The sequence below is a fragment of the Burkholderia sp. MS389 genome, from assembly GCF_016899425.1.
Taxonomy (GTDB): Bacteria; Pseudomonadota; Gammaproteobacteria; order Burkholderiales; family Burkholderiaceae; genus Burkholderia; species Burkholderia sola.
The window spans coordinates 848,366-859,925 of sequence record NZ_CP045994.1 but is presented as its reverse complement, the minus strand read 5'-3'; the positions used below and the strand labels follow the sequence as shown (position 1 = coordinate 859,925).

13 protein-coding genes, 1 tRNA gene and 1 riboswitch are annotated in these 11,560 nt (G+C 67.1%); of the genes, 9 read left to right on the top strand and 5 right to left on the bottom strand.

Annotation, left to right across the window (positions count from 1 at the left end; all coding sequences use genetic code 11):
* Positions 1-74: 74 nt before the first annotated feature.
* Positions 75-175, bottom strand: a riboswitch (ZMP/ZTP riboswitch).
* A gap of 180 nt (positions 176-355) precedes the next feature.
* From GJG85_RS03955 to GJG85_RS03915, 9 genes are all read left to right on the top strand, one after another.
* On the top strand, positions 356-1,102 hold the full coding sequence (locus tag GJG85_RS03955; RefSeq protein ID WP_050011740.1) for an SDR family NAD(P)-dependent oxidoreductase: 747 nt from the start codon (positions 356-358) through the stop codon (positions 1,100-1,102).
* A 108-nt stretch (positions 1,103-1,210) separates the two neighbouring features.
* Positions 1,211-1,696, top strand: a complete 486-nt coding sequence (gene ybgC / locus GJG85_RS03950) for a tol-pal system-associated acyl-CoA thioesterase (protein ID WP_050011741.1) — start codon at positions 1,211-1,213, stop codon at positions 1,694-1,696.
* A gap of 144 nt (positions 1,697-1,840) precedes the next feature.
* Positions 1,841-2,518 carry a protein TolQ gene (gene tolQ, locus GJG85_RS03945; RefSeq protein ID WP_006476795.1) on the top strand — a complete coding sequence of 226 codons (678 nt, stop codon included), beginning with the start codon at positions 1,841-1,843 and terminating at the stop codon, positions 2,516-2,518.
* Between the two features lie 10 nt (positions 2,519-2,528).
* On the top strand, positions 2,529-2,978 hold the full coding sequence (tolR, locus tag GJG85_RS03940; RefSeq protein ID WP_050011742.1) for a protein TolR: 450 nt from the start codon (positions 2,529-2,531) through the stop codon (positions 2,976-2,978).
* Positions 2,975-4,030, top strand: a complete 1,056-nt coding sequence (gene tolA / locus GJG85_RS03935; RefSeq protein WP_204383674.1) for a cell envelope integrity protein TolA — start codon at positions 2,975-2,977, stop codon at positions 4,028-4,030. The genes tolR and tolA overlap by 4 nt, the downstream gene beginning before the upstream one ends.
* A gap of 109 nt (positions 4,031-4,139) precedes the next feature.
* Positions 4,140-5,435: a Tol-Pal system beta propeller repeat protein TolB gene (gene tolB / locus GJG85_RS03930; protein WP_050011744.1), complete on the top strand. Its 1,296-nt coding sequence runs from the start codon at positions 4,140-4,142 to the stop codon at positions 5,433-5,435.
* Between the two features lie 17 nt (positions 5,436-5,452).
* Positions 5,453-5,965, top strand: a complete 513-nt coding sequence (pal, locus tag GJG85_RS03925) for a peptidoglycan-associated lipoprotein Pal (protein ID WP_050011745.1) — start codon at positions 5,453-5,455, stop codon at positions 5,963-5,965.
* Between the two features lie 19 nt (positions 5,966-5,984).
* On the top strand, positions 5,985-6,734 hold the full coding sequence (gene ybgF, locus GJG85_RS03920; RefSeq protein ID WP_006484965.1) for a tol-pal system protein YbgF: 750 nt from the start codon (positions 5,985-5,987) through the stop codon (positions 6,732-6,734).
* 108 nt (positions 6,735-6,842) lie between these two features.
* Positions 6,843-6,919, top strand: a tRNA-Lys gene (locus GJG85_RS03915).
* Positions 6,920-7,047: 128 nt separating this feature from the next.
* Here the strand turns inward: GJG85_RS03915 and GJG85_RS03910 are convergent.
* From GJG85_RS03910 to GJG85_RS03890, 5 genes are read right to left on the bottom strand one after another with little or no spacing between them, the layout of a single operon-like run.
* Positions 7,048-7,995, bottom strand: coding sequence for a fatty acid desaturase family protein (locus GJG85_RS03910; protein ID WP_089488188.1), 948 nt, complete (start codon positions 7,993-7,995; stop codon positions 7,048-7,050).
* A complete protein-coding gene (locus GJG85_RS03905; RefSeq protein ID WP_235356142.1) occupies positions 7,992-8,597 on the bottom strand; it encodes a phosphatase PAP2 family protein in 606 nt (201 codons plus the stop codon). Before GJG85_RS03905 ends, GJG85_RS03910 begins: the two co-directional genes overlap by 4 nt.
* An 8-nt stretch (positions 8,598-8,605) precedes the next feature.
* Positions 8,606-9,763, bottom strand: a complete 1,158-nt coding sequence (locus GJG85_RS03900; RefSeq protein WP_204383673.1) for a hypothetical protein — start codon at positions 9,761-9,763, stop codon at positions 8,606-8,608.
* Positions 9,760-10,509: a hypothetical protein gene (locus GJG85_RS03895; protein ID WP_089488186.1), complete on the bottom strand. Its 750-nt coding sequence runs from the start codon at positions 10,507-10,509 to the stop codon at positions 9,760-9,762. The genes GJG85_RS03900 and GJG85_RS03895 overlap by 4 nt, the downstream gene beginning before the upstream one ends.
* A complete protein-coding gene (locus tag GJG85_RS03890; protein ID WP_204383672.1) occupies positions 10,506-11,513 on the bottom strand; it encodes a hypothetical protein in 1,008 nt (335 codons plus the stop codon). Before GJG85_RS03890 ends, GJG85_RS03895 begins: the two co-directional genes overlap by 4 nt.
* Positions 11,514-11,560: the final 47 nt, after the last annotated feature.

Genomic DNA, 11,560 nt, shown 5'->3' with positions numbered 1-11,560 from the left:
ACCAGCTCGACGTGGCGGAAGAATCCGTATGACGCGAGGCAGGACAGCCACCGGCGATGCACGCGACGGCGCACAACGGCTGCCCAGGCGAACGGCAAAAACGGCGCCCCGCGCTTCACGGTGGGATGCTCCACCTTGAACCCGAAGGGTTCTATCGCCAGTCACGCAGGGGTGATGAGCGCATTAGTGTATTGGATGCGTCATGAATAGGCAACCGCACGGCAGTGGCCTCCAAACAATGAGGGCCGGACTCTACGCGCCCGTGCCGGAACGCTTCGCCGTCTTGCCGCGGTGCGGCATTCTCAGTAGGCTTGCGGGATTCCACCCGCTATTCCGTTACCGACCAGGAGCAGCAATGATCGTGTTCGTCACAGGGGCGTCCGCCGGCTTCGGCGCCGCCATCTCCCGCGCCTTCGTCAAGGGCGGCCATCGCGTCGTCGCCACCGCACGCCGCAAGGATCGTCTCGACGCGCTCGCGGCCGAACTCGGCGACGCGCTGCTGCCGTTCGAGCTCGACGTGCGCGACCGCGCGGCCGTCGAAGCCGTGCCGGCCGCCCTCCCCGCCGAATTCGCCGCGCTCGACGTGCTCGTCAACAACGCCGGCCTCGCGCTCGGCGTCGAGCCGGCCCAGAAGGCGAGCCTCGACGAGTGGCAGACCATGATCGACACGAACTGCTCGGGCCTCGTGACCGTCACGCACGCGTTGCTGCCCGGCATGATCGCGCGCGGTCGCGGCCATATCTTCAATCTGGGCTCGGTGGCCGGCACCTATCCGTATCCGGGCGGGAATGTATACGGCGCGACCAAGGCTTTCGTCAGACAATTCAGCCTGAACCTGCGCACCGACCTGATCGGCACGCCGTTGCGCGTAACCGACATCGAGCCGGGGCTGTGCGGCGGCACGGAATTCTCGAACGTCCGCTTCCGCGGCGACGATGCAAAAGCGGCGAACGTCTATCAGAACGTCCAGCCGCTCACGGCCGAAGACATCGCCGACACGATCTACTGGATCGCCACGCGCCCCGCGCACGTCAACATCAATACGATCGAGATGATGCCGGTCGCGCAAGCCCCGGCCGGCCTCACGGTCCATCGCGGCTGACACGTCGCCCGCAGCCGCGGGCCCGGCTCCGGCCGGCCCGCGGTGTGCCACGACGCACTACATTCCGTTACGAATCGGTTACGAATCCCATCTTTGCCTTCCGGTAGAATGCGCGCCATGACTCAGCCTACCCGCTCCCCGGAAGCGCCGTCCGGCTTTACCTGGCCGGTGCGCGTGTACTACGAGGATACCGATGCAGGCGGCATCGTCTTCTATGCCAACTACCTGAAGTTCTTCGAGCGCGCCCGCACCGAGTGGCTTCGCGCATGCGGCGTCGACCAGCGTCGGCTCTCCGACGAGACCGATGCGATCTTCATCGTGCGCAGCACGTCGCTCGACTACCGCGCGCCGGCGCGACTCGACGACACGCTGACGATCACGAGCCGCCCCGGACGCATCGGTCGCGCATCGGTGGAATTCACGCAGGAAGCCTGGTGCGGCGACACGCTGCTCGTGGCCGGGCAGATCCGCCTCGGCTGCGTCGACCGTCACGGCATCCGGCCCGCGGCCATCCCGCCGGCCGTGCTCGACGCGCTGCAACGCGGGCCCGTCATCGACGCGGGGCAGACTGGTTTGTCAACGAAGCTCGCATGAGCGCCGTTTAGACACAGCCTATGAACTTGCCGTTCTGATTCGATACTAAGCAAGGTTCGGCGTCAGGCCTCGCCGGCGCGCCGCGCCGCACGCACACCGGACGCCCTTGCCGGGCACTCCCGAAGGGACGTTACTCAAACCTCTATGAATACTGTTCAAGACCTGTCGATCATTTCCCTCGTCCTCAACGCGAGCGTGCTGGCCCAGGCCGTGATGGGGCTGCTGCTGCTGCTGTCGCTGATGTCGTGGACCTTCATCTTCCGCAAGTGGTTCGCGATCCGCCGCGCGCGCGCGCAGACCGAACGCTTCGAGAAGGATTTCTGGTCGGGCGGCGACCTGCAGGCGCTGTATCAAAGCGCGGCCAACAACCGCCACACGATCGGTGCGCTCGAGCGGATCTTCGAATCCGGGATGCGCGAATTCCTGAAGGCGAAGGAAAAGCGCCTCAGCGATCCGGGCCTCGTGCTCGACGGTGCGCGCCGCGCGATGCGCGCGTCGTTCCAGCGTGAAATGGACGTGCTCGAAGCCAATCTCGCGTTCCTCGCGTCGGTCGGCTCGGTCAGCCCGTACATCGGTCTGTTCGGCACGGTCTGGGGGATCATGAATTCGTTCCGCGGCCTCGCGAACGTGCAGCAGGCCACGCTCGCGAATGTCGCGCCGGGCATCGCCGAGGCGCTCGTCGCCACCGCGATCGGCCTGTTCGCCGCGATTCCGGCGGTGGTCGCGTACAACCGCTACGCGCACGACATCGACCGCCTCGCGATCCGCTTCGAGACCTTCATCGAAGAGTTCTCGAACATCCTGCAGCGTCAGGCCCAGTAAGGAGCGCGCCATGGCAGGAAGTCCCATTCGATCCAGCATGCGCGGCGGCCGCTCGCGCCGCGCGATGGCCGACATCAACGTCGTGCCGTACATCGACGTGATGCTGGTGCTGCTCGTGATCTTCATGGTCACCGCACCGCTCGTCGCGCCGTCGATCATCAACCTGCCGACCGTCGGCAATGCCGCGCCGCAGGAGCAGACGCCGCCCGTCGTCGTCAACATCAAGGCCGACCGCACGATGAGCGTCAAGTACAAGGGCGACTCGGGCGCGACCCAGGAAGACACGATGACGAAGGCCGAGCTCGACAGCTTCATCACGGCCCGGCAGGCCGATCACCCTGACCAGCCGGTCGTGATCGCAGCCGACAAGACCGTGCAGTACGATGCCGTCATGACCGTGATGTCCGATCTGAAGGCGCGCGGCGTCAAGCGCGTCGGCCTCCTCGTCAAATCGCAATGAACCGGCAGCAATCCACGCGCAGGTCCGCCTACCCGCTCCAGCCTCCCCGGGAGCGCGGGACGTGGCGCGCGTTCGCGCTCGCCGCGCTGATGCACGTGCTGCTCGCGCTGTTCCTCTATCACGGCGTGCAGTGGCAGAACAGTACGCCGGCCGGCGCCGAGGCCGAGCTGTGGACCGAAGTGCCCGACGTCCCCGCGCCGCGGCCCGTCGTCACGCCCACGCCGCCCGCGAAGGTCGCTCCGCCCCCTCCGCCGGTGCGCGACGAGCAGGCCGACATCGCGCTGCAGCAGAAGAAGCGTCAGCAGGAAGCGGCCGCGCGCGCGGCGCAGCTCGAGCAGCAGCGCCGCGCGCAGCAACTGAAGGCCCAGCAGGAAGAGGAAGCCCGGCGCGCGCAGCTCGCCGCGCAACAGGCCGCCGCGCTCGCCGCCCAGAAAGCCGCGGAACGCGACAAACAGAAGCAGGCCGACAAGCTCAAGCAACAGCAGCTCGCCGAGCAGCAGAAGCTCGAACAGCAGAAACTCCAGCAGCAAAAGCAGGCGCAGCTCGAAGCGCAGCAGGCGGCGAAGGCGAAAGCCGACGCAGCCGCGAAGGCCAAGGCGGAAGCCCAGGTCAAGGCGAAGGCCGAAGCCGCGGCGCGCGCGAAGGCCAATGCGGCGGCGAACGCGAAGCTGGACCGCGAGCGCAGCGCGCGCCTCGCGCAGATGCAGGGGCTGTCGGGCGCCGGCGAAGGCGGTGGCGACGGCCTCGCGAAAAGCGGCACCGGCACGGGCTCCGGCGGCAATGCCGCGACGCCCGGCTATGCCGACAAGGTGCGCCGCCGCGTCAAGCCGAACATCGTTTGGGGCGGCGAACGGGCAGGCCTGACCACCGTCGTCAAGATTCGGTGCACGCCGTCCGGTGACGTATTGAGCGCATCGGTCTCCCGCTCGAGCGGGAATTCGGGGTGGGATCAAGCCGTGGTCAATGCGATCCACGCATCGGTCCCGTTGCCGCCCGATTCTAACGGTCGGACCCCGTCCGACATTACGATTACCTTCAAGGCAGCGGAGTGAAACGAAATGCGCTTACACTCCGGGCGTCGCTGTCGGACGGGAACGAATCGGGTATTTTTACTGTCTCTGCGGTTGCGCAGCGATCCAAGCCATACGGGAAGCAAGAAGCATGAGTTTGATGACAAAGCTAGGTTTCAGGGCACTCGTGGCCTCGTGTCTGATCACGGCGGGCAGCGCCGCTAACGCCCAGGTCAACGTGCTGATCACCGGCGTCGGGTCGACCCAGTTCCCCATTGCCACCGCGAATTTCACGAACGAGGCGAACCTGCCGCAGCAGGTCACGTCGATCGTGCGCGCCGACCTCGCCCGCAGCGGCAAATTCACCAACATCGACGCCGGCAGCACGCCCGTGCCCGAGACCGCATCGGTCGATCTCGGCGCATGGAAGGCCAAGGGCGCGAATGCGTTCGTCGCCGGCAGCGTGAACCGCGACGCGAACGGCCAGTACAAGGTCAACTTCATCCTGTACGACACCGTGAAGCAGCAAAGCCTCGGCGGCCTGTCGCTGACGGCCACCGACACCACGCTGCGCACGGCCGGCCACAAGATCGCCGACTACATCTACCAGAAGCTGCTCGGCGTGCGCGGCGTGTTCGCCACGCGCCTGTCGTACGTGATCAAGACCGGCAACCGCTACCAGTTGCAGATTTCGGATTCGGACGGCCAGAACGCGCGCATCGCGCTGTCGAGCACCGAACCGATCATCTCGCCGGCGTGGTCGCCGAGCGGCACGAAGGTCGCGTACGTGTCGTTCGAGCGCAAGAAGCCGATCGTCTACATCCACGACCTGCCGACCGGCCGCCGCTACATGGTCTCCGACCAGAAGGGCAACAACAGCGCACCGGCGTGGTCGCCGGACAGCAACACGCTCGCCGTCGCGCTGTCGCTGACGGGCAATACGCAAATCTATACGGTCAACGCGAACGGCGGCGGCCTGCGCCGTCTCACGCAGAGCAGCTCGATCGACACCGAGCCGTTCTACTCGCCGGACGGCCGCTGGATCTACTTCACGAGCGACCGCGGCGGTGCGCCGCAAATCTACCGGATGCCTGCACAGGGTGAGAGCGCCGGCGCCGCGCAGCGCGTGACCTTCACCGGCAGCTACAACACGAGCCCGCGCGTGAGCCCGGACGGCAAGCTGCTCGCTTACATCTCCCGCACGGGTGGGGGCTTCAAGCTGTACGTTCAGGATCTGCAGAGTGGCGCGGCGAACGCCATCACGAATACCAATCGCGACGAATCGCCGAGCTTCGCGGCAAACGGCCAGTACCTTCTGTACGCCACCCAGTCGGGTGGCCGCAACGTGCTGGCTGCAGTGCCCTCCGACGGCAGCGCGCCGCCGCAGATCCTGTCCGTCCAGGGCGGCTCCGTTCGCGAGCCGTCGTGGGGGCCCTTCATGCAATGACCACAAGGAGAGTAACCATGATGTCGAATAAAGCTCGTCTGGCCCTGGCCGTGATGATGATCAGCGCGCTTGCAGCGTGCAAGTCGGGCGTGAAGCTCGACGACAAGGCGAACAACGCGGGCGCAATCGGCACGCAGCCGAGCGCCGACAACGTCGCGCAAGTGAACGTCGATCCGCTGAACGACCCGAACAGCCCGCTCGCGAAGCGCAGCATCTACTTCGACTTCGACAGCTATTCGGTGAAGGACGAGTACCAGCCGCTGATGCAGCAGCACGCGCAGTACCTGAAGAGCCACCCGCAGCGCCACGTGCTGATCCAGGGCAACACCGACGAACGCGGCACGAGCGAGTACAACCTCGCGCTGGGCCAGAAGCGTGCGGAAGCCGTCCGCCGTGCGATGGCCCTGCTCGGCGTGAACGACTCGCAAATGGAAGCCGTGAGCCTCGGCAAGGAAAAGCCGCAGGCAACGGGTCACGACGAAGCATCGTGGGCGCAGAACCGTCGCGCCGACCTCGTCTACCAACAGTAAGTAACGGAAGAATCGCCGTATGACGCACCGTTCAACCTGGCTGCGCGTTGCCGCAGCATTCTGCGTCGCGGGCGCGGCGTGGTCGGCCGCGCCGGCGCACGCCGGCATGTTCGACGACAACGAAGCACGCCGTGCCGTGCTCGATCTGCGCAGCAAGAGCGACAACCTGTCGAGCCAGTTGTCGGCCGCCCAGCGTACGATCCTCGATCAATCCGGCCGTATCGACCAGCTGAACCAGCAGGTCGCGACGCTGCGCGGCGAGAACGAGGATCTGACGAACCGGCTGACGACGCTCGAGCGGCAGCAGAAGGAGTACTACCAGGATCTCGACACGCGGCTCAAGAAGTTCGAGCCGCAGCAGGCGACGATCGACGGTGTCGAAGGCACCGTGCAGCCGGGTGAAACGGATGCGCTCAGCGCGGCGCAGCAGCAGTTCCGCAACGGCAACTTCAAGGCGGCGGCGGCTTCGTTCCGCGCGTTCATCGCGAAGTATCCGCAGAGCCCCTATCAGCCGACCGCGCAGTACTGGTACGGCAACGCGCAATACGCGCTGCGCGACTACCGTGGTTCGACCGCGACGTGGCAAGGGATCGTCAGCAAGTTCCCGCAACACCCGCGCGCGGCCGACGCCCTCGTGGCGATCGGCACGAACCAGCTCGAACAAGGCCAGAAGGCGGCCGCGAAGAAGACGTTCGAGCAGGTCGTGTCGCAGTACGCCGGCTCGAACGCGGCGCAGACGGCGCAGGGCAAGCTCGAAACCATCAAATAATTATCGTGACGGGTTGTTGACAGCCCTGTAACCCGTCGCTATAATCTTTTGCTCTTTAGGTCGTTGCCCAGGTTGTTGAAGCAACGAACCGACAGGTTTCAAGAACGTGGGGTGGTAACTCAGTTGGTTAGAGTATCTGACTTTTAATCAGAGAGTCGAGGGTTCGAGTCCCTCCCACCCTACCAACTATCTTCGATAGTGTAAAAAAGCCTCCCTCGCGGGGGCTTTTTTGCGTCTGTCGCCGCACCGTTCGAGCAGAATTCCCGACGATGCTCGTCACACACTCGGCCGCGCGCAACCTGAGCCCGACCGATCACCGCGCACTCACGTCCCGCAGTACCGCACCATATCCGGCATACAGATTGCCGTCGGGCAGCAACCGCAATTGCGCGAGTTGCCGATGCACGACCGGCAAGTTATGGAACGGCATCCGCGTGAACAGATGATGTTCGATATGGAAATGAATCGCATGCGGGCCGAACAGGAACGTCTGCCATGAACGCCGGACGATCGTGCGTGCGTTGCGGCTTTGATCGGCGCCGGCCGGCAACCCCGCGTGCTCGAAGATCGCGCGCACCTGCCCGGCGAACGGCAACAAGGTGACGGACGGCACGATCCACAACGCGACGTACAGCAGCGGATGTCCGGCCAGCGCGAGCGCGCCGAACAGCGCGCCGTTGCCGGCCAGCATCGACGCGATCTCCCACGCCGCATACGCACGCGATTTTTCGACCTTCGGCAACGCATGCGCGAACGCGCCGCGCGCGAGCTTCACGACGCTCGTCACGTAGCCGACGCCGCACGCATACGCGAGCAGGCGGACGATCAATCGCCCGCGCGTCGCCGGATAGTCGTGCACGCCGAACAGCAGCGCGACGGGGTCGTCCGCTTGCATCGGCGCGCGATGGTGCTTCAGATGGCCCGCCCGATACGTGCGCAGCGACAGCCATAGCGGGCCGGCCGCGAGCAGTTGCCCGAGCACGTCGTTGACGCGCCGGTTCCGTGCAAGCAACCCGTGCGCCCCTTCGTGCATCATGACCGCGAGCGCGAGCTGGCTGCGCGCGATCACGATCGACGCGCACGCGTAGGCCAGCGGATGCGCAAACGCGATCGCAGCGGCAAACGCGGCGGCAATCATCAGCCAGTCACCCGCCAGCGCCATGCCGACACGCGCCGCGCTCACGCGAAACAGCCCCGGATCGGGCACGAACCGGCCGAGCCCGACGTTCGGTCCGGCGCGGTGAACGTGCGCCTCCGTCATGCGAGCCTCCTGCGCGGCAAACGCCGCTCGACCCACAGCGTACTGACCGCCGCGAGCACGAACCCGCCCAGCACGTCCGCGACCGTATGCTGCTTGAGCGTCAGCGTCGACGCGCAGATCAGCAGCCCGATCGCCGCCGCGACGATCCGGCGCCGGTCCACCAGCATCCGGCACGCGAGACACGTCACCGCGACATGCAGGCTCGGGAAGCCGTTGGCCGCAAGATCGAGCGCCCACATGCGCGCCAGACGCCGACGCACGAATGCATTGCCGATCTCGGCGATGTCGGGCCGCGGCACGGCTTCCGGAAACATCAGGAAGCAGGCCACGCCGAGCACGAACGCGATCAGCACGGCGTCCCTGAACGCGGCGAACGCGGACGGTCGCGCGTACGCGGCGAGCGCAATCACGAACGGAAAGAACGCGACATAGACGAACCACGACCATGCGATGAACGGAATCCGCGCATCGATCGCCGTGGCCAGCACGTAGCGCGGCGTGACGCCGCGCTCCAGCAGAAAGAAGATCGCGAGGCCCGCGACCAGGCCGAATGTCGCGGCCAGCATCTGCCGGACATCGGGCCGGCGATCGTCCTGAAACATGCGCGTATTCATCGCGGCGCTGGTGCCTCGCATCGGGTTGCCGCGTCGGCCGCTCGCGCATGCGGACCCAGCGCGAGGAGGTGCGATGTCCACGCGTCGACACGCGCACGCGCATGCTCGCGGCCCGCTCGCGTCCCCGCCGGCGTACCGGGATCGCGCATCAGTTCGATCGACGCCTGCCCGACCTCGCGCCGGAATGCCGCCGCATCGCCCCGCCATGTGACCACGCGGTGCACGAGTTGCAGCCGTGCCGCGCGCGCGGCGTTGCTCGCCTGTTCGGGCTGATCGGTCTGCACGAGCAGGATCGGACGGCGATACACGCGCGCAATCGACAACGCGGCCATGCCGGGCGCCGATACGATCAACGGCGCATGCGCGGCGCGCGTCGGCCAGTCGGCGTCGACGCCGGTCCAGCCGTCGTGTCCGGCGTAGCCCTCGCCCACGCGGTGGGCGGCGAGCCCCGCGTCGCGCATGCCGGCCGACAACGCATCGGCGAGCGCGACGTCGCGAAAGTGCGGATTCAGATAAACGGCCGCCGCAACGCGTTCGTGCGCCGGCCGTTCGGCGACGATCGGCACCGGCGTCGGCAGCCGGCGATGCCGGTGCGAGCGCGGCGCATCGTCGGCGAAGCCGTACGCGAAATCGTGCTCGATACGGCCCAGCGCCGCATCGATCTGCCAGTCGACGATCCGCGCGAAAGCGCGCGCCAGCACGCGCGGCAGTCGTGCATCGAAATTCGCGGTCAACGCGCGGCGCAGGCTGCCGCCATACACGTGGACGACGCGACGCCGCCAGCCCGGCACCGCCCCCATGAACAGCAGCGCCGGATGAAACGAGTCGTTGACCACGAGATCCGCATCGCGAACGATCGCACGCAGCCGCACGATGTCGCGCAGCATGCGGGTCGGCCTGAACACGTAGTGCGCGACATTGCGATCGGTCGCGTCGCGCAGCATGTTCTGCCGCTCGTCGAACTGCACCGCGTAGTGCCGCGACAACACGTCCGCGTCGATGCCGAACGCGGCGAGAAATGCCTGCCCGGCGTCGGACGTCGTCAGCACGTCGACCTGCGCGCCGGCCGCGCGCAACGCATGCACGAGCAGTTGCGCGCGCATCAGATGGCCGCGCGCGTCGGCGGTCGCGAGATAGACGATGTGCGGCATCATGCGCGCGGACGAAGCGACTGGAGCCAGCCGGCCGCGACCATCGCCAGCGCGCCCGTCACGCCGAAACCGGCTTCGATCGCGCGGATCTCGTCCAGCAACGCGGCGAGCGACGCGGCCTCGGACGGCTCGACGAGGCGGCGCAGCGTATCGGCGCAAAGCCGGACGTGGCGCGTCTCGTCGGCGAGCACGCGCGACAGCAACGGATACAGCGGATGCGTGTCGCCGATCGTCGCACAGTGGCGCGCGAGCACGCGCATTGCCATCTGTTCCGCGCACAGGCCGGTCGCATACGCGGGCACGAGTACGCCTTGCGCGAAATGCGGCGCGTAGCGCTGCGCCAGACGCCGCCATCGCACGATCTTGCGCCGGCTCAGCCAGTCGGGTTCGTGCGGGCCGGTCGACACGTCGACGCCGCGCCGGCGCAACGCATCGGCAAATGCGGCCGCGTGGCGGCGCTCGTCCGCGAGATGCTGGTCGATGCGCGGCGCGAGCCAGTCCGGCGGCTGTCCGGTCCAGTCCTCATGCAGCGCGCACTCGGTCGCTTCTTCGCCGCTCAGGTACATGCGCAGCATCCAGCGCTCGCCATGCATGCTGCGATGCAGTTGCCGGATCGCCGCCCGCTTGATGCGATCGACGAGATACGCGCGCATCCGCGCCGTACCGCGTGGCACGGGCGCATCGAGACAATCGAAGCGCTCGCCGTGCCCGGCCTGCGACGACACCGGCAATTCGCTTGCCGCGGTCATGCCGGCTCGCCCCGCGCGGATGAAGATGGCGTCGCGGCAGCCGCCGGATCGCGACGCCAGCCGAGGATCAGGCCGACGAAGCTTTCCTGCATGAACGCATGCGCAGAGGCTGCCGCGCCCGCGAACGCTTCCTCGCGGCCATTCACGCGCAGATAGCCGCTGCCGTCGCGCGCGCCGAACTCGATCCGGTCGTTCTTCCGAAAGCCGCGCTCGCGCACGTCCTTCACGAGTGCGCTGCCATCGAGGCCGAACAGGAACAGCTCGCGCTGTGCGACCCACACCGGAATGCGATTGCTCAGCGCGTCGAAGCGGATCGACCACGTGCCGGACGCGAGCGCGCGATCGACGTCGGCATCGTGCGGCGCGTTCGACGTGAAGCTCGCGCGCGCGACCGCCTTCGTCAGGCCGCCGACACCGAGCGCGATCGTGATGTCGTCCGCCAGCGGCTGCTTCGGATCGGTCGCACTCACCTTCACGAGATGGCGCGCCAGCCGCGAGGCGAGCGACGGATGCGCGAACAGCGCAAGCGTTTCGTCCGGCGTGAGCACGTCGCGCTCACGATCGCCGTCCTTCACGCGCACACGATACGGATCGATCCGCACATCGGTGAACGAGCCGTGCACGGGCGCATGGACGTACACGTCGCGGTCCCATTTCCGGCCGTCGCGACGCAGCAGAACGTGCACGCTCAACGGCACGCGCCGCCCGTCGGCATCGACGCCCGTGCCTTGCAGCAGCACGTCGCCGAGCACGTCCTTCGTGCGGCGGTTCGCATCGCTCGAGAAGACGATCGCATGCGCATCGGTGTCGATGCTCGCGTGACCGTCGGGCGCATCGAGCGCGATGCGATTGCAGTCCGACGCGGCCGCATTCGCGAACGGGCAGCCGCTTCGCGACATGAAGTGATAAATCCCGCGCCCCGCACGATCGACCGGTGCGGCATTGGCGCCGACGCTGGCGGCAAGCAGGGCGAGACAGGCAATGCGAGTGGCGAGTGAGGGCATGGTCGTCGTCGGAACAGAATCAGTATGTCGAAGTGTCGTGGCCGCGA